This is a genomic window from Merdimmobilis hominis, from assembly GCF_016901855.1.
Classification (GTDB): domain Bacteria; phylum Bacillota; class Clostridia; order Oscillospirales; family Ruminococcaceae; genus Paludihabitans.
Genome location: NZ_JACJKY010000021.1, coordinates 20,209 through 38,304 on the forward strand (window position 1 = coordinate 20,209; position 18,096 = coordinate 38,304).

14 protein-coding genes, 1 tRNA gene and 1 pseudogene are annotated in these 18,096 nt (G+C 47.4%); 11 read left to right on the forward strand and 5 right to left on the reverse strand.

Annotated features, from left to right (window positions below; genetic code table 11):
- Window positions 1–8: 8 nt before the first annotated feature.
- From H6A12_RS10825 to H6A12_RS10850, 6 genes are all read left to right on the forward strand, one after another.
- Window positions 9–1,145: a DEAD/DEAH box helicase gene (locus tag H6A12_RS10825; protein WP_204447779.1), complete on the forward strand. Its 1,137-nt coding sequence runs from the start codon at window positions 9–11 to the stop codon at window positions 1,143–1,145.
- Entirely contained in the window at window positions 1,142–2,224 is a 1,083-nt protein-coding gene (gene mutY / locus H6A12_RS10830) for an A/G-specific adenine glycosylase (RefSeq protein WP_204447781.1), read from the forward strand. Before H6A12_RS10825 ends, mutY begins: the two co-directional genes overlap by 4 nt.
- Before the next feature lie 21 nt (window positions 2,225–2,245).
- Window positions 2,246–3,961, forward strand: coding sequence for an adenine deaminase (ade, locus tag H6A12_RS10835; RefSeq protein WP_243415490.1), 1,716 nt, complete (start codon window positions 2,246–2,248; stop codon window positions 3,959–3,961).
- A 14-nt stretch (window positions 3,962–3,975) separates the two neighbouring features.
- On the forward strand, window positions 3,976–4,569 hold the full coding sequence (locus H6A12_RS10840; RefSeq protein ID WP_204447784.1) for a pentapeptide repeat-containing protein: 594 nt from the start codon (window positions 3,976–3,978) through the stop codon (window positions 4,567–4,569).
- Window positions 4,570–4,587: 18 nt separating this feature from the next.
- Window positions 4,588–5,988, forward strand: coding sequence for an MATE family efflux transporter (locus tag H6A12_RS10845; protein WP_204447787.1), 1,401 nt, complete (start codon window positions 4,588–4,590; stop codon window positions 5,986–5,988).
- Window positions 5,989–6,173: 185 nt separating this feature from the next.
- On the forward strand, window positions 6,174–7,532 hold the full coding sequence (locus tag H6A12_RS10850) for an MATE family efflux transporter (protein ID WP_204447789.1): 1,359 nt from the start codon (window positions 6,174–6,176) through the stop codon (window positions 7,530–7,532).
- Window positions 7,533–7,599: 67 nt separating this feature from the next.
- Here the strand turns inward: H6A12_RS10850 and fba are convergent, their stop codons facing one another.
- A complete protein-coding gene (gene fba, locus H6A12_RS10855) occupies window positions 7,600–8,463 on the reverse strand; it encodes a class II fructose-1,6-bisphosphate aldolase (RefSeq protein WP_204447792.1) in 864 nt (287 codons plus the stop codon).
- Window positions 8,464–8,648: 185 nt separating this feature from the next.
- Here fba and H6A12_RS10860 point away from each other — a divergent pair, with 185 nt between their 5' ends.
- Entirely contained in the window at window positions 8,649–9,869 is a 1,221-nt protein-coding gene (locus tag H6A12_RS10860; protein ID WP_204447794.1) for a YibE/F family protein, read from the forward strand.
- Here the strand turns inward: H6A12_RS10860 and H6A12_RS10865 are convergent.
- Window positions 9,842–10,675, reverse strand: a complete 834-nt coding sequence (locus H6A12_RS10865) for a DNA-3-methyladenine glycosylase family protein (RefSeq protein ID WP_243415491.1) — start codon at window positions 10,673–10,675, stop codon at window positions 9,842–9,844. The two genes, H6A12_RS10860 and H6A12_RS10865, sit on opposite strands and share 28 nt — an antisense overlap.
- A 56-nt stretch (window positions 10,676–10,731) precedes the next feature.
- On the opposite strand from H6A12_RS10865, the gene H6A12_RS10870 reads away from it, so the two are divergent.
- Window positions 10,732–11,394 carry a DUF6062 family protein gene (locus H6A12_RS10870; protein WP_204447797.1) on the forward strand — a complete coding sequence of 221 codons (663 nt, stop codon included), beginning with the start codon at window positions 10,732–10,734 and terminating at the stop codon, window positions 11,392–11,394.
- A 153-nt stretch (window positions 11,395–11,547) separates the two neighbouring features.
- Here the strand turns inward: H6A12_RS10870 and H6A12_RS10875 are convergent.
- Window positions 11,548–11,623 (reverse strand) — tRNA-Thr (locus H6A12_RS10875).
- 145 nt (window positions 11,624–11,768) lie between these two features.
- Here H6A12_RS10875 and H6A12_RS10880 point away from each other — a divergent pair.
- Entirely contained in the window at window positions 11,769–13,172 is a 1,404-nt protein-coding gene (locus H6A12_RS10880) for an MATE family efflux transporter (RefSeq protein WP_430623638.1), read from the forward strand.
- Between the two features lie 97 nt (window positions 13,173–13,269).
- Here H6A12_RS10880 and H6A12_RS10885 read toward each other — a convergent pair whose 3' ends face one another.
- Window positions 13,270–14,127 carry a helix-turn-helix domain-containing protein gene (locus tag H6A12_RS10885; protein WP_204447801.1) on the reverse strand — a complete coding sequence of 286 codons (858 nt, stop codon included), beginning with the start codon at window positions 14,125–14,127 and terminating at the stop codon, window positions 13,270–13,272.
- A 191-nt stretch (window positions 14,128–14,318) separates the two neighbouring features.
- On the opposite strand from H6A12_RS10885, the gene H6A12_RS10890 reads away from it, so the two are divergent.
- Entirely contained in the window at window positions 14,319–16,592 is a 2,274-nt protein-coding gene (locus H6A12_RS10890; protein WP_204447803.1) for a glycoside hydrolase family 2 TIM barrel-domain containing protein, read from the forward strand.
- Window positions 16,550–17,476, forward strand: a complete 927-nt coding sequence (locus H6A12_RS10895; protein WP_204447805.1) for a hypothetical protein — start codon at window positions 16,550–16,552, stop codon at window positions 17,474–17,476. Before H6A12_RS10890 ends, H6A12_RS10895 begins: the two co-directional genes overlap by 43 nt.
- Window positions 17,477–17,746: 270 nt before the next feature.
- Here H6A12_RS10895 and H6A12_RS10900 read toward each other — a convergent pair.
- Window positions 17,747–18,096: pseudogene (locus tag H6A12_RS10900) on the reverse strand (glutamate--tRNA ligase); the annotation flags it as partial.

Sequence of the window (18,096 nt, forward strand, 5' to 3'; positions counted from 1 at the left end):
AGATTTTCATGCAGTATGATGCACCAATGCTGATTGAATCGATTCGCCGCGCGTTATATGACGCCGGCATTCGGGAAATGACGCAGATTCAAAACGAAACAATTCCGGTGATGCTCGAAGGAAAAGAAGTGCTTGCAAAGGCACCAACCGGAACAGGAAAAACATTTGCATTCGGAATTCCGATTCTTCAGACAATCAACAGAGAAGAAAAGAAAACACAAGCGGTCATTTTATGTCCGACAAGAGAACTGTGCGTGCAGCTGCGCGATGAAATGCGTGTGCTTGCAGCACATTTGCCGGAGATTCGCATCGCTGCGGTATACGGCGGACAGCCTATGCGCCGACAGATCGAACAGCTTCAGAAACATCCGCAGATTGTTGTGGCAACACCCGGACGGCTCATTGATCACTACCGTCATAAAAACGTATCGTTTGCCGATGTGACGGTGACTGTACTCGATGAGGCGGACGAGATGCTCGATATGGGATTTTTCAAAGATGTACGGTATCTGCTCGATCAGATGCCGAAAACGAGCAAGCTTTCGATGTTTTCCGCAACAATTTCGCGACCGGTCATGGATATCGGATGGCTGTATCAGCGTGATCCGGTGGAAATCACTGTGCTGCCGGTTGAGGAAAATAAGCCGAAAATTTTGCAGTACGGCATCGAGGCAACCGGTACAAAAAAGATCTTCGATTTGTTTGCACTCATTCGAAATATTGCACCCGAAAAGGCAATTATTTTCTGTAATACCAAGTATCAGACGGCCAGCTTGACAGAACAGCTTGTAAAGCGAGGAGGCTTTACAGCAAAATGTATCCATGGAGATATGGCGCAGCCGCTTCGAAATAAGATTATGGCGTCTTATAAAGCGGGAGAATTTGCACTTTTGGTTGTCACGGATGTGGCAGCACGCGGGATCGATGTGACCGGCGTGGATGCGGTGATTAACTTTGATGTACCGCAGGAAAATGAGTATTATATTCACCGGATCGGCAGAACAGGCCGTGCAAAGCAGGAGGGAAAAGCGTATACATTTTTCTCGCAGAATGACAAAGCGCACCTTTTGAATATCCTGCACTATACAAAATCGGAGCTTACGATGGTGAAAATCGATGCGGAAGGCAGGCTTGTTTGCGCATGAAAGAAAAACGCCCCATTTTGATCGATGCGCCGCGTGTCGGCCGCAGTATCGAGCCGCTGTGCGGTTGGTATCAAAAACATGCGCGCAAGCTTCCGTGGCGGCAAACGAATGACAGCTATGCCATTTGGGTTTCGGAAGTGATGCTTCAGCAGACGCGTGTCGAAGCGGTGATTCCGTATTATGAGCGGTTTATGACAGCACTCCCGACCATAGAGGCACTGGCAGAAGTCGATGACGATGTGCTGTTAAAGCTTTGGGAGGGACTTGGCTACTATTCGCGGGCACGAAATTTAAAGAAAGCGGCGCAGATTTGTGCGGTACAATACGGCGGCAGGCTTCCCGGCAGTTATACAGAGCTTTTAAAGCTGCCCGGGTTCGGTCCGTATACAGCAGGTGCCGTTGCGTCGATTGCATGGAATTTGCCGGTTCCCGCGGTAGACGGCAATGTGATGCGTGTGATTTCGCGGATTACAGCACTCGAACATGATATCAAGGACCCGGCAACAGTGCGCGCTGTGCGTGAACTGCTTTGTGGTGTGATCGAAGCTTCCGAACCGGGAATCCTCAATCAGGCGCTCATGGAGCTCGGTGCGTGCATCTGTGTGCCAAACGGCGCACCGCGGTGTCATGAATGTCCTGTTTCTGCGCATTGTGCGGCAAGAGAAAACGGCCAGACGGAATTGTTTCCGGTCAAAGCGCCGAAAAAACAGCGCCGTATTGAGGAGAAGACAGTCATCGTAGTCTGTGTTGATGACGGCGTCCTTCTTTGCAAACGGGAAAGCAAGGGACTGCTTGCGAATTTGTACTCGTTTTTATGTGAGGACGGTCATTTGACAAAGGAAACAGTCATCGATATTTGCAAACAGCACGGAATCACTGTCGAGTCCGTTTCGGAGATGAAACCTGCAAAGCACATCTTTACGCATATTGAATGGCACATGATCGGATATCTGGTGCAGGGAACCGGCAAAACTCTGCCGTATGAAAATGATATCATCGCAGCACGGCATCAGATCCGGACAGCATATTCGATCCCGCGTGCGTTCGCTTCTTATCAAAAAGAAATCGGATTGCTTTAACGTAAAAGGAGGATGACGATCATGGCGAAAATAGGAATGACACAGCCGCGCGGTCAGAGCATTATGGCGGCACTCGGACAGTTCAAGGCAGATCTTGTGCTCAAGAACGCACAGGTGCTGAATGTGTTTACCGGAGAATTTATGACGCGCGATGTTGCGATCTGCCGCGACCGGATCATCGGAATCGGTTCATACAGCGGCCTGCGTGAGTATAACTTGAGCGGAAAATATATCGTTCCGGGTTTTATCGATACGCATACGCACATCGAATCCTCCATGACAACGCCGCAGCGGTTCTGTCGGGAAGTACTTTCGCGAGGAACGACAACCGTGATTGCCGATCCGCATGAGATTGCAAATGTGTGCGGACATGATGGCCTTTCGTTCATGCTTGATGAGGCGGAAAATGCGGTTGTGAATCTTTACTATATGCTGCCGTCCTGCGTGCCGACAACGGAACTTGACAGCGCAGGTGTAACGCTCGATGCACAGAGTCTTTCAAAATATATGCATCATAAAGCAGTGCTCGGCCTTGGTGAAATGATGAATGTGCCGGGCGTCATTCGCTGTCAAAGTGATGTGTATCAAAAACTTTCCATGTTTCGCTCGATGGTGATTGACGGTCATGCACCGATGCTGCATGGAAATGCATTGCAGACGTATTGCCTGGCCGGTATGATGACTGATCACGAATCGACAAGCGGCGAAGAAGCCGCCGAAAAAATCCGTGCAGGTCTTGCTGTGTTAATCCGTGAGGGATCGGGTGCCAAAAATCTCGATGCGATTGCAGAAATTTTGATTGACGGCCGGATGAACACCTCTCGTGTTGCGTTTTGTACCGATGATAAGCATATCGACGATATCCGCCGTGAAGGACACATCGACTATCATATCAAACGATGCATTGAACTTGGAATGGAACCTGCCAAAGCGTATACGATCGCGAGCCATTATGCTGCGCAGATTTACGGACTTACGCATCTCGGCGCGGTTGCAGCAGGGTATCAGGCGGATCTTGTCGTGCTGAATGATTTGGAAAACGTATCAATCGAAATGGTGTTCCACAAGGGAAAAACTGCGCGTGTTTGGCTTGAAGAGCCGATCTGCGAGGAAATTCCAAAACCGCTCTTGAATACGGTTCATCTGCCGCATATTAAGAAGAATATGCTGCGGCTGCCGGTGACAAAAGCAGAAGTTCCTGTGATTCTTCCGGTGGCGCACGAGATCAAAACGGAGCGTGCAGATGAGGCGGTACGCACACAAAACGGTGTGTTTGTACCGGACAGCGTGCACCAGAAAGTTGCCGTGGTGGAGCGTCACCGGGCGACCGGAAAAGTGGGGCTTGGCATTATTCGCGGGTTTATGAAGAAAGGTGCGATTGCGTCGACCGTTGGACACGATTCGCACAACATCACCGTTATCGGCACAAATGATGACGATATGATGATGGCGATTCACGCGCTTCATCTGTGCGGCGGCGGGTATGTGATCGTCTGTGACGGAAAGATTCTCGCGGGGATTTCACTGCCGGTGGGCGGATTGATGAGCGATAAACCGACACAGGATCTTCAAAAAGAGCAGGAAACCTTCTTAAAAGCGGCGAGGGAAATCGGTATTCCTGAGGAATATGACCCGTATCAAACGCTTTCGTTCTTACCGCTTTCTGTACTGCCGAAACTGCGTGTCACAACGAGCGGCTTGTTTGATGCCGTCAAAAATATGGAACTCACCTATTAAGAAGGGCAGCGACTATGGCAGAGGAATATCAAAACAAAACGTTTTCAGAAGCAGAATCTTTTTTGGAATCATGTGAAAAACACGTGTTTCGTGAATGTAAATTTCAGTCGGTTGATTTGACGGACCGGGTATTTGAACGGTGCGTGTTTGAATCCTGTAAGTTTTTTGCATGCCGGATGGGCGCGTCTGTGTTCCGCCGATGCCGAATGACGAACTGCGTGTTTGAACTTTGCAGCTTGTTCGACACTGCGTTTGACTCCTGCAAGATGACCGGTTCTGTGTTCTATGAAATCGACTGCACCTGCTTTTCAATTACAGGCGGGGATTGGTCGTTTACCGATGTGCGGGAACTCGATTTTTATAAAATGAAGCTTTGCGGCGTCAATTTTGACCATGCAGATTTTACGGGATGCTGTCTTGATCAGGCGGTGTTTCAAGACTGCAATCTCTCGCACATCAAGGTGGGAAATACAAGCGCGGTCGGCACAGATTTTCGCAGCAGTACAATGGACGGCATTGATTTTCGCGGAATACAGATGAAAAAGACCAAAATAGACCTGACACAAGCGATCTTGATTGCTTCGTGCATGGGTGCAGAATGTATATAAAAAGGGGATTTATGAGAAATGGGAGAAACAATCAAAAGAAAGAAAAACGGACTCACCGACATGACGCAGGGCAACCCGTATAAGCTGATTGTCATGTTTTCGATTCCGCTGCTGATCGGAAATATTTTTCAGCAGCTTTACAACATGGTGGACAGTATTGTCGTCGGACAGTGGATCGGCGATAAAGCGCTTGCCGCAGTGGGAACGGGATTCCCGATCATTTTCATGATGAGCTCGCTGTTTATGGGAATCGGTATGGGTGCGTCTATCATGATTTCACAGTATTACGGCGCAAAAGATTTTGAAAGTGTCGGAAAAACGGTTAACACGATTTATACAGCGCTGATCATCGGCATTGTTCCGCTGTCACTGATCAGTGTGCTGCTTGCAAAGCCGCTTTTGATGCTCATTCAGGTGCCGGATGACGGAACGCTTTCGATGGCGACGATTTATATGATTACCATTTTTGTCGGAATCATCGGCAGCCTTGGCTATAACATCAACGCCGGTATTTTGCAGGGATTTGGCGATTCGCGTACATCGCTTTTGTTTTTGCTGATTGCGTGTATCATCAATATCGTGCTTGATATCGTGTTTACTGTCTGCTTTGGTATGGGTGTGTTCGGTGTGGCGCTTGCAACCATTATCGGTCAGCTTGCTTCCTGGCTGTTTGGCATTCAGTATATCAACCGGCATTATCCGATGCTTCACATTCGGCTGTTTTCCTTTCATTTTGACAAAGCGCTGTTTAAACAGGCAATGCGGTTGGGCATTCCGTCCGGATTGCAGCAGGCGCTTTTTTCAGTCGGTGTTATGATGATGCAGTCGCTTGTCAACAGCTACGGTTCATCGTTTATGGCAGGTTTTAACGGCGCAGGAAAGATCGACTCCTTTGCGTTCATGCCGATTCAGAGCTTTTCGATTGCAATTACCACCTATACCGGACAAAATGTCGGTGCAGAACAGTATAAACGCGTATCGTCAGGATTCCGTGCCGGTATGGTGCTTTCGATTGCCACGAGTATTGCACTAGGCATTATCTTGTATCCGATCAGTGGATTTGTGATGCGGATGTTCAGCCAAAGTCCGGAGGTCATTGCGTCCGGCGTTACATATCTGCACAGTGTGCTTCCGTTTTATTGTTTGCTTGCCATCATGTTTATGGTGAGCGGAACGATGCGCGGTGCAGGTGAAATGGTGGTACCGATGATTTGTTCGTTTATTTCGCTTTGGATTGCCCGTGTACCGACGGCATATCTATTAAGCTTCTGGTTTGGACGGGATGCAATTTTTTATTCCTATGTGATCGGCTGGGCAATCGGCCTTGTGATCGGCCTTTTGTATTATGCATCCGGCAGATGGAAGCGAAAAGGTCTTGTCAAAAGCACACCGGTACAAATGGAAACAAGCGAAGAATGATGATGTTTAAATACAGCCGGCAAACAGTGTCGGCTGTATTTTCATGCAGAAAAACAGAGAAAAAATGAAGCATCTTTTGTGTCAGATGACGTTTTTTGTTTTTTTGGCCGTGAAGACTATACTTTTTAAAAAATCATGATACAATATTTTTTGTTTTTATAAATCGATAGATATGGGGGAATTTGATGCGGACGGATTTGACCGACGGAAAACCGGGAAAGCTTATTTTGTTTTTTACAATACCGCTTTTGATCGGTAATCTCTTTCAGCAGTTTTACAGTATGGCGGATACGATTATTGTCGGACGAACGATCAATGTTTACGCATTGGCGGCAGTCGGCGCAACCGGCGCCATCAGCTTTTTGATTCTTGGATTTGTGCAGGGAATCACCAGCGGATTTTCTGTTATTACCGCACAGCGTGTCGGCGCGGACGATGAAGAAGGCATTCGCCGCAGTGTTGCAACATCCTTGATTTTAAGTGTCGGCGTGACGATTGTGTTTACGATTCTGAGCGTGTTCACTGCACGGCCGCTGCTTGAACTCATGCGCACACCAAGCGACATTATTGACGATGCATATCGGTATATCATTGTCATTTATTACGGGATCGTAGCCGCAGTGTTCTTTAACTTGTTTTCAAGTATTCTGCGTGCACTCGGTGACAGCAAAACACCGCTTTTGTTTTTGATTGTTGCCTGTGCAATCAATATTGTGCTTGACTTTGTGTGTATTTTAACTTTCCATATGGGTGTTGCCGGTGCAGGATGGGCAACCATTATCGCACAGGCCGTTTCGGCGGTACTGTGTCTGTTCTACAGCTTAAAAAAATTCCCGGTGCTGCGGCTTAAGAAAGAGGATTTTGCGTTTTCCTGGCGCTTTGCATGGGAGCATTTGCGCATTGGCATTCCGATGGCGTTTCAGTTTTCGATTATCGCAATCGGTGTTATGATTATGCAGGCAGCGCTCAATGATTTCGGTTCTCAGACGGTTGCTGCGTTTACCGCGGCGTCAAAAATTGAAAATATCGTTACACAGCCGTTAAACTCTCTTGGCGTGACAGCGTCTGTATTTGCGGCGCAAAACTATGGCGCTGGGAAAATGGCAAGAATCCGTGAAGGTGTTCGGAAATCAACGTTGTTTTCACTCGCGTGGTCGATCACGGGCGGCTTACTTGTCATCTTCGGCGGGCAATTTTTAACACAGCTCTTTGTGGGCGAAAGTGATGCTGCCGTGTTACAGCAGTCCCAGTTTTATTTGAACATCATGGGTGTGTTCCTGTTCCCGCTTGGTCAGTTGTTCATCTACCGAAATGTGCTGCAGGGAATGGGACGCGGCGGTGTGCCGGTGTTTGTCGGCTTTGTCGAGCTTGCCATGCGCGCATTTGCAGCGTTTTGCCTTACCATTCCGTTTGGCTACTTGGGCGTTTGCCTTGCAAATCCGGTTGCTTGGATCGGCGCGGCAATTCCTCTTGCCATTGCATATTTTTATTACATGCACAAAATAAAACAGAAAGAGTACCGTTTACAATCGTCTGTTGACTAAACAGAAAAAGAAAATAAAAAACCACCGATGTGATGCATCGGTGGTTTTTTTATCAGCAGAAAATGAATTATGCTTTGTTGACAGAACCAAACAGTTCCATTTTCTCTTTGACAGTTGCTTTGATTGCTTCAAAGCCCGGAGCCAACAGTTTTCTCGGGTCAAAGCCTTTGCCCTGCAGATCTTTGCCTGCTTCAATGTATTCTCTGGTAGCAGCAGCAAATGCGAGCTGGCACTCAGTGTTTACGTTGATTTTTGCAACGCCCAGGGAAATTGCTTTTTTGATCATATCTTCCGGAATGCCTGTACCGCCGTGGAGAACGAGCGGCATGTCGCCTGTTTTTGCCTGAACAGCGTCGAGTGTTTCGAAGCTCAGACCAGCCCAGTTTGCCGGATATTTGCCGTGGATATTGCCGATACCAGCAGCGAGCATGGTGACGCCCAGATCAGCGATCATTTTGCACTCGTCCGGATCTGCACATTCGCCAGCGCCGACAACGCCGTCTTCTTCGCCGCCGATGGAGCCAACTTCAGCTTCCAAAGAAAGACCCAGTTCGTTGCAGATGTTTACGAGTTCTTTTGTTTTTTCAACGTTCTCTTCGATCGGATAGTGCGAACCGTCGAACATAACGGACGAAAAACCAGCTTCGATGCATTTTTTTGCACCTTCATAGCTGCCGTGGTCCAGATGCAGTGCAACCGGAACGGTGATGTTCAATTCTTCGAGCATGCCATTCACCATACCGACAACTGTTTTGTAGCCAGCCATATATTTGCCTGCGCCTTCAGAAACACCGAGAATAACCGGAGAGTTCAATTCCTGTGCAGTCAACAGGATTGCTTTGGTCCATTCAAGGTTGTTGATGTTGAACTGGCCAACCGCATATTTACCAGCTTTTGCTTTTGTAAGCATCTCTTTTGCAGAGACTAACATGATAAATTCCTCCCAGAACTTGAATTTACAAGCGTTTTATTATCAAACGCCCATAGTACAAGCTTTATTATACTATATTTTGCGTCGGATTGCAATTCCTTTGCATAAAAGAAGTATGATTGACGAACAACGAAAAAACAGATACAATAAAAGACAAATAAATCAGAAACGGAGTGATGAAACACTTGCAGTGGATCAAAACGAAATGGAAAACAATTCTCACCTATTTGGAAGTTGTTGTCATATCGGTTCTTTATTTAGTGGTCGGCAATCGGATTGCATCCGCGAATTTTTCGTTCGGAAGTGTGGCATCGCTTCAGTATACTGCCGATATCATTGAAATTATAGATGTAAAGGAAGAAACCTATACACTTAATGGAACGGCTTCAGAGATGAAAAGTGAGACAATTACGTTCCGCGCCCGTGTGACAAGCGGACGAATGAAAGGTGCAGAAGTGGAAGCATCCCAGCAGATTGACTCGATTGTGGCGGTCAGTCCAAAGCGCGTGGAAGCAGGGGATTCTGTTGTTTTGAGTTATGAATCGGAATATGCTGTCAATGAAGACGGTTCGGCTGTGCCAAACGGCAATTATCAGTGGCGTTTTTTACAGTATCACCGCAGCGGTATTTTGATCGTGACCGGTATTCTCTTTTGCATCTGTCTGCTGATTTTCGGAAAATGGCAGGGACTGCACACAGTGGTTTCACTTGCGTTTACGTGCCTTGCGGTGTTTGCCGTATTTGTCCCGTCAATTCTTTCAGGACAGAATATCTATGTCTCCGCAGCAATCACGTGTGTCTATATCATTGCCATGACGCTGCTGATCGTGGTTGGTCCGCATAAAAAAAGTTTGTGTGCGGCAATCGGCTGTATCGGCGGATTGTGCGTCACAGCAGGGCTTTCCGCACTTTTGACGGTCATTATGCACTTAACCGGTCTGACCGATGAGCAGACGCTGTATATCACCATGATGGAGTCCGCGAAAATCGACCTTCGTGCACTGCTGTTCGGCGGCATTTTGGTCGGTGCGGTCGGTGCCGTAATGGACGTATCGATGTCGCTTTCGTCTTCGCTTTATGAGGTTGGCGAGCAAATGGGAGAGCGGCGGTCCATTCGTGCGCTGTTCCGCTCCGGCATGACGATCGGGCGTGATATCATGGGCACGATGGCGAATACGCTGATTCTCGCGTATATCGGAAGTTCACTTTCCGTTGTGATTTTGCTGGCGGCGAATGAAACATCGCTGCTGTCGCTGTTTAATCAGGAAATGATTGTCGAAGAAGTGATGCAGGCGCTCACAGGCAGCTTCGGCATCTTGTTTACGATTCCTGTGACATCGCTCGTTGCATCCGTGCTCTATACACGAAAAAAACGGCATCAGAAGGTATCGAAGCAGCGCGCATAATGAAACAGATACTGCTGTGCAATGCCGGCATACGGTAAAATCTCTTCCGGCAGCCCTGCTTGATAGTATCGCGCCATGACTTTTTTCATCCAGGTATCCATCGGTACACACGAAAGCCGCGCAAATCCGTACAGAAGGACGCATTCCGCGACCTTCGGACCAACGCCGCAGATGGTGCGCAGTGTCTGACGTGCTTCTTCGATCGGACAGGTGTAAAGCTTTGACAGATCAATTTCACCCGAGGACACTTTTTGTGCCGCATCCAGCAGGTAACGGTCACGGTATCCGAGTGACAATCCCGAAAAATCCGAGAGAGAAGCGCTTGCCAGCGTTTTTGCGTCCGGAAACGCAAATGTATCCGGTGCAATCCGGCTGCCGAACCGCTCACACAGCAAATTGATGCTTTTGGTGATGCGGGGAATGTTGTTGTTTTGCGAAATCAAAAAGGAAATCAGCGTTTCAAATCCGTCTTGACGCAGTACACGGATGCCGCCCGTTTTTTCGATGGCGCTGCATAAGGTCTGGTCGTTTGAAAACAGCGTATGAAGTGCGTCGTAGTCAGTGGCACAGTCAAAATAATTCGCCCAGACTGCTTGAAATTCTTCTTGTGTCATATCAAAAAACCGGATGAACCGATCGGTTTGCTCGATTTTTAACAGGCGTCCGTTTGCAACGCCTAAAAAGACGCCATTTTCTTCAAAAAAGCGGAAACACTGACCGCATTGGAGCGTCATAGAAAGAGAAAACGCGGAGGAAGGAATCATCCAAAGCAGATCATTTTTTTCTTGTACGATATCAAAATTCATCGAAAACCGTCCTTTCATACGGTTTATCATACAAAACTAACGGAGGTTCGTCAAGTATGAAGGAATCAATCTACACCATACCGCTGACCGATATTTTCAAAAAAGAGGCGAATGACGGCTGTCCTGTTTGCCGGATGCGTGAGATGCTCGAAAACCGATGCATCGAATATATCATGGGCGCAGCAATGATGGAGCCGGATATTCGCATGGAAACAAACAAATACGGCTTTTGTGCATCGCATCTGGAACGAATGATGCATCAGAAAAACAGGCTGTCATTGGCGCTCATGCTGGAAACACATCTCGATGAATTGATGGCACAGCACATGCCGCCTGCGGCAAAAAAGAAGGGGGAGGAATCGCCGGTACACACATGTTTTGTCTGCCGTGAGATTGACCGCGTGAGCGAAAAATTTCTGCAAAACGCCGCGCGCACAGCTGCTGCCGATCCTGCTTTTTTAGAACTTGTCTGTGACCAGGAATACTATTGCTTTGCGCATTACGATTTGTTCTGTCGGATTATTGCGGATACATTGCCCAAAAAGCAGGCAAAACCATTGATCGAGGCACTCACACAGCGGACAAAAGCATATTTGCAGACACTGCGGGACGATGTGCACAGCTTTACATTGATGTTTGACTATCGCAGCAAAGGTCAAAACGAGAATGAACGGACAAAGCAGGCAGTTGCAAATGCCGTTTCGTATTTATCAAAATAAAGCGAGAAAAACAGAAAAAAAACCAAGCAGGCATAAACTGCTTGGGTGTCGTTGCTTTTTGAGAAGTGTTGCCAAAAAGATCCTCGCTATAATCGCGGACATAAACCTTTATAATAAAAAAAACCTGCGGTCGCGAAATGCTGACCGCAGGTCTGGAGCTACTGATCCGATTCGAACGGACGACCTGCTCATTACGAGTGAGCTGCTCTACCTGCTGAGCCACAGTAGCATTTTGACTGCAAGAAATATAATATCATAAATGGACTTGTTCGTCAATAGGAAAAACGGAAAATTTCGGTTTCACGGCAGTACGTTGAAAAAGGAAAGCGGTTTGTGTTATAATAACACACAATGAAACAAATCAAAATGAAGGAGTGGGATTATTGCGCACAAAAGGAATCATACGTGGAGCGAACGGAATCACGGAGGGTGTCATTTGGAAGCAGCTTTTGGCGTTTTTCTTTCCGATTGTGCTTGGCACGTTTTTTCAGCAGCTTTACAACACCGTCGATGCGGTTGTTGTGGGAAACTTCGTCGGAAAAGAAGCGCTCGCGGCAGTCGGTGGTGCAACCGGTACGCTGATTAACCTGCTCGTCGGATTTTTTGTGGGTGTGTCATCGGGTGCAACGGTAGTCATTTCGCAGTTTTACGGCGCAAAGCGTGTGCAGGAAACTTCAAAAGCTGTTCACACGGCTGCGGCGCTCAGTATCGCGGGCGGAATCGGTATGACAATCATCGGTATGGCTGCTTCGCCGTTTGCGCTTGCGGCAATGGGAACGCCGAGCGATATCATGGGCTTTTCGGTTACATATATCGAGATTTATTTCGGCGGTGTCATCTTCTCACTGATTTACAACATCGGATCGGGTATTCTGCGTGCTGTCGGCGATTCAAAACGCCCGCTTTATTACTTGATTGTCTGCTGTATGGTCAATCTGGTGCTCGATTTGCTGTTTGTTGCAGTGTTCCGCTGGGGTGTTGCAGGTGCCGCGCTTGCAACTGTTTTTTCGCAGGTCGTCAGCGCTGTTTTGGTGGTGTTTTCTCTGGTCCGCACCAGAGAAATTTATCGTCTTGTGATCAGGGAGATCCGATTTGATCTTCATATTTTAAAAGAGATGATCCGTATCGGTCTGCCTGCGGGAATGCAGTCGGTGATGTACTCCGCTTCGAACATTATCATTCAGTCGAGCATCAATGCACTTGGTACGAATACCGTGGCGGCGTGGACTGCGTACGGAAAAATCGACGGTATTTTCTGGATGATCATGGGCGCATTCGGCGTTTCGATTACAACATTTACCGGACAGAATTTCGGCGCACAGAAAATTGATCGTGTGCATAAAAGCGTGCGGGTTTGCTTGGCAATAGCGTTTTTAACGGCTGGCATTATGAGTTTGATTATGCTCTTTGCCGGACAGTATGTATTCATGCTGTTTACACCGGACAAAGATGTCATTGAAATCGGTATGCGTGCCATGCGGATCGTTTCGCCGTTTTATTTTACTTATGTTTGTATTGAGGTGCTGGCGGGTGCCGTTCGCGGTGCAGGCGATGCGCTTGTGCCGATGATTATGACCTGTATCGGCGTTTGTGTGCTTCGTGTCATCTGGATGTTTGTGATCGTTCCTATCTCTCCGACGCTCGAAACGATTGTGGTAAGCTATCCGATCACCTGGGGTGCAACCTCACTGTTGTTTGTTGGATATTATTTGCAGGGCGGATGGCTTCGCAGATGTCGGAAAAAAGCCGGATTTCCTGCGGTGGAAAAACAGCCGTAAAGCAAACAGCTGCCATAAGATACTGCGAACAGGAAAACGGCTGACAGAACAGAATATAGCAGCATCAGGCAGGAAGTCTTGGCTTCCTGCCTGATGCTTATTCCGAAGGTGAAAAAGTGTTTTGAGGATCTTTGGCATAAGCCATTGGGGAAATTCCGCAGCATCGTTTGAATTGCTTTGAAAAAGAGAATGGATCGCTGTAGCCCAGTGCTTGAGACACAGCTTTTACTGATTGACCGTCCATAAGCATCATCTGAGCAGCAGTCATTCTTTTTTGTCTGCGATAAGCACCGGGTGTAATACCGGTTTTTTTCAAAAACTGCTTTCTGAAAAATTCGTATCCGACACAAAGTTCACGTGCTACTTGTTCCGGAGAAAGAGGTTTATCCAAATCTTTTTCGAGCATGGCGCAGGCGCGGCAGATCATAGCTTCTGATTGAGAATACTGAGGCGGTGGGTTCACTAACTGCACCGCGGTTTGCTGGCATTCCAGCAGTCTGTAGAATAATTCGGCATCCGGGGAATTTGTCATCTGATTCAATAGCTGCTGAAACTCTGAAATCAAAGATTCAAAATTCGGACAGAAGCTGACAGGACGTTCCGGGTGAAGCAACCCCAGTGATACCAGAGAATGAAAACAGCTTTCCCCAAAACTGACATAGAACTCTAACCAGTTTCCGTCTCCGATCACCTGAGTGGAGTGGGTTCTTCCGGGAATGCGCTGGACAACGCATCCTGGAGAAAGCGTGGCGCAAAAACCGGTTTCATCTTGATATTCTCCACTGCCGCAAAGCAGGACAAAACAGCTGTAATAAGGAATTTTAAAGTTTATTTGAGATTTTTGTGCTGTGGGTTTTCTCATAAAGCCGCAGGAAAGAATTCCGTTTTCCGGAGTTCCTCCGACAAAGCGGTAGATGACCTGATGACCCAACTGGGCGAATTTTGGATTTGCCATAACTGCCTCCTGATGATTACCAAAAAGGACATGGTTTTTACCAAAAAAACTATGTCCTTTCGCTTGAAAAAAGTTTATCATAAAGAACAGGAAAAGTCAAAAAAACGCCGGACAGCAATCTGTTTTTACTGTACAAAGGCAGATCTGACAAAAGAAAAAAGATCCCGCACAAGGGCGGAAAGGAGCTTTTTATGGCGAAGCTTATGAATCGCAGAATGGATTTTCACACGCGTCCCGATTGGGAAACAGTGGAGATTTCTTCCGTTAATCGGATGCCGGCTCATTCCCGGTGGGGTGCTTATGACACCCAAGAGCGTGCAAAAGAATGTCAATACGGAACCAGTCCATATACCGTTTGCCTGAATGGTGATTACCGGTTCCGATTGTATTCGTCACCGGAAGCAGTCGATGAATTTTATCGTATTGACTATGATGACAGTCAATTTTCGTTTGCTGCTGTTCCGGGGAATTGGGAAACACAGGGATTTGGAGAACCGATCTACACCAATATTGTATATCCTTGGGCGGAAACTGAACAAGCTTGTCTGATTGAAGCCAAACAAGAGGAACCAAGGGTTCCCAATCCTCCCTATGTTCCAAAACAGAATCCTACCGGTGCGTATCGATACTGGTTTACTGTACCGGATACGTTTGAAGGCAGAGAAGTATATCTGCGGTTTGAAGGAGTAGAAGCCGCCTTTTATCTATGGATCAACGGCCAGCCGGTCGGCTATTCTGAGGACAGCAAACTTCCGGCAGAATTTTGTGTAACGCAGTATCTGCAAAAAGGAGAAAATCTGATGGCATTGCAGGTGATGCGATTTGCCAGCAGCAGTTATCTGGAAGATCAGGACTACTGGTATCTTTCGGGTATTTACCGGAGCGTGTGGATGATTTCAAAACAAAAGCTGCATATTGATGATATTCAGCTGCAGGCGATTCCTGATCTTTGTCACGGATCTGGCACCGTCCGGACAGATGTAACAGTTTCTCGAGCGCCTTATTTTGCGGACTGTTCTGTTCGGGTAACGATCTATGATTCTCAGGGAATTTGCATGGCAACGCAGACATCACAGGTTTGCAAAGAAGCGGAATATCGTACCGATCGAGCACCCACTGCCAATACCGCCAGAACAATCTCGGAAATTTGCGGTGTTCATTGTTGGTCGCCGGAACGACCGGTTTTGTATACTGCGGTAGTGACTTTGTTAGCACCGGACGGAGCTGTATTGGATGTGGAATCCTGCCGGTTTGGATTTAAAAAAATTGAAGTGCGGCACGGTGTGGTTTATCTCAACGGCCGCAGACTGATCATTCGCGGTGTAAACCGTCACGAACATTTTTATCCCACCGGAAGAGCAGGTACCAGAGAAGAGATGCTGGAAGAAATTCGCCAAATGAAGCGGATGAATATTAACGCGGTGCGCACTTGTCATTATCCGGATTGTCCTGATTGGTACGAGTTGTGTGATGAATATGGATTGCTCTTGGTGTGCGAATGTGATATTGAAACGCATGGCGTATCCGGTGCCATTACGCACAATCCGGAATGGGCGCCAAATTTTGTGGAACGAGCAACGCGTATGGTACGCAATTATAAAAACCATGTGAGCATCTTTTCCTGGTCATTGGGAAATGAAAGCGGAACCGGCCCGAACCATGCTGCAATGTACGGTTTCATCAAAGAATATGATCCTACCCGTCTGTGCCAGTATGAGTCCGGGGAACCGGGCAAACGAATTTCTGATGTGCGCGGAAATATGTATGCTCCTGTGGATAAAATTCTGCGTATGCTCTCCGATCCAGAAGATAACCGCCCGATTATTCTGGTGGAATATTTGTATCAGATCCGCAACAGCGGCGGCGGAATGGAGCGTTTTCTGGAACTGACACAGCGGTATGAGCGGTTTCAGGGAGGTTTTATTTGGGATTGGCAGGATAAGTGCCTGAAAGGAACCGCTGAGGATGGGACGACGTTTTTCGCCTATGGAGGCGATTTTAACGAATCCTTTGTCGAGGAAGGAGAATGTCCTCGTTTTATGACGTGCAACGGCATTGTGCTGCCGGATTTAACGTGGAAGCCGGTGGCGTATGAAGTGAAAGCAGCATATGCACCGGTACAGATTCAGCGGCCGGAAAACTGGTCACCCCGCGCAACTGCTGGCGGATGGAATACGTTCTTGCTGAGAAACGACAGCCAAGAGCTTTCTCTGGATCATTTCTCCTGTCATGCTGTGCTTCGGGAAAACGGATATCCGATCGAAGAACAGCAAGTCCTTCTCCCGAATTTACCTGCGGGACAAAGCACTGTTTTAATAGTAGAAATTCCGCACCGGAAAAAGCAGGTGCGATTTATACCATCGAATTTTCCATGCGCCGCAGGGAAGAAACCTTTTATGCACCGGCAGAGCAAGAAATTGGTTTGTTCCAGTTTGCATTGGAGAGCGGACCGGCGGAGGCAGTAAAGCCGAAACAAAGCGGAAATACTCCGCGCTGGACAAAACAGGACGATTTATGGGTGATCACTGTAGGTAGGAGCCAGTGGAATATTTGTGCCAAGACCGGTGAACTGACCTTGTGGAGTAAAAACGGCATTCCATACGTTCTCGGAGGAGCGCGTTCTTGTTTTGACCGTCCGTATACAGGGCTTGATGCGCAGCCTGGATGGGGATGGTATGAAGACTATGCTAACATCCGAGATCAGCGGTTGATTTCCGATCAAGGAACTCTGCTTGAAGGGAATGGATTATTACAGCTGGGATTTTCTTTATATCAATCTGACAATACAGCTCCGGAAATCAGCGGGAAATTGATTTATACCTTTTATGGGGACGAAACGGTGGATTTGTCCGTCGATTTTCATTTGGATTCCTCTTATTATGCAGTGCCGCGTATTGGTCTGGAATGGGTGCTTGCAGATGGTTTTGAAATGCTGTCCTATTTCGGCAGAGGCAGCGTGGAAAACTATCCCGATCGTTTGTTGGCGGCGCCGCTTGGCGTATATACCTCTACGATTTCCGAACAGCACTTTCCGTTTGTACCGCCGTCTGAAACCGGTGGGCATGAGGAAACACGATGGGTTACCTTTACACAGGATTCCGGCGCAGCGCTATGCGTTTCTTCCAAACAGCCGTTTCATTTTGATGCACTACACCACAGAATTGAAGATTACAAAACTGCAGCCCATGATTTTGAGATGCCTGTACGGAAAGAAACCGTATTTCATATTGATGCGGCACACGGTCCGATTGGCGGAGATATGGCGTGGAGCACAGAAATGCCTTCTAAATATAAACTGTCCGGTGCAGATTATCATTTGAGCATTCAGTTGAAATTGGAAGATCATTAAATGAAAACACTTCCAGCATTTGTACCGAAAGCATGAGTCTATCGTATAAATAAGAAATTTAATGCCGGATTGGTCATACCGTCCCGAAATCGCAGTAAAATCCGATTTCGGGACGGTGTTTTTCTTATTTCGCGGGTGCGGGGAGAAAACTTTTGCTATAAGCAGGAGAAAACGAAAAAATAAGAGCAGCATAGCAATTTGCTATGCTGCTCTTAATGTACAAGTGTATTCTGATAACTAAGACATCTTTTTTATTTGTAAAAGATTCAATTACGCGTTTTCAAGCTGCTCGATGCCTTTTTTGATGCGGGCGATCGTTTCTTCTTTGCCAAGGAGAGCCGCCAAATCAACGCCGCCGCCCGGAGTGAACTGTTTTCCCGAAACAGCAACACGGATCGGCCACAGCACAACGCCGTTTTTAACGCCGAGTGACTCGATCACAGAGAACAATGCCGCATGAACATTGTCGAGTGTCCAGTCCTCAACAGCTTCGAGCGCCGGTACACATGCTTTCAAGGAAGCCAGCGAGTTTTCGAAGTTTGTTTTCATCTTTTTGTGCACATACAGATCGTTCGAGTATTCCGGCAGTGCATCAATGAAATCGACCTGCTCCGGAATGT

Excerpts from the sequence above, each read along its gene's own strand:
- H6A12_RS10825 (WP_204447779.1), top strand. The coding sequence starts at position 9 with ATGCAGTATGATGCACCAATGCTGATTGAATCGATTCGCCGCGCGTTA.
- mutY (WP_204447781.1), top strand. The coding sequence starts at position 1,142 with ATGAAAGAAAAACGCCCCATTTTGATCGATGCGCCGCGTGTCGGCCGC.
- ade (WP_243415490.1), top strand. The coding sequence starts at position 2,246 with ATGGCGAAAATAGGAATGACACAGCCGCGCGGTCAGAGCATTATGGCG.
- H6A12_RS10840 (WP_204447784.1), top strand. The coding sequence starts at position 3,976 with ATGGCAGAGGAATATCAAAACAAAACGTTTTCAGAAGCAGAATCTTTT.
- H6A12_RS10845 (WP_204447787.1), top strand. The coding sequence starts at position 4,588 with ATGGGAGAAACAATCAAAAGAAAGAAAAACGGACTCACCGACATGACG.
- H6A12_RS10850 (WP_204447789.1), top strand. The coding sequence starts at position 6,174 with ATGCGGACGGATTTGACCGACGGAAAACCGGGAAAGCTTATTTTGTTT.
- fba (WP_204447792.1), bottom strand. The coding sequence starts at position 8,463 with ATGTTAGTCTCTGCAAAAGAGATGCTTACAAAAGCAAAAGCTGGTAAA.
- H6A12_RS10865 (WP_243415491.1), bottom strand. The coding sequence starts at position 10,675 with ATGAATTTTGATATCGTACAAGAAAAAAATGATCTGCTTTGGATGATT.
- H6A12_RS10870 (WP_204447797.1), top strand. The coding sequence starts at position 10,732 with ATGAAGGAATCAATCTACACCATACCGCTGACCGATATTTTCAAAAAA.
- H6A12_RS10885 (WP_204447801.1), bottom strand. The coding sequence starts at position 14,127 with ATGGCAAATCCAAAATTCGCCCAGTTGGGTCATCAGGTCATCTACCGC.
- H6A12_RS10890 (WP_204447803.1), top strand. The coding sequence starts at position 14,319 with ATGGCGAAGCTTATGAATCGCAGAATGGATTTTCACACGCGTCCCGAT.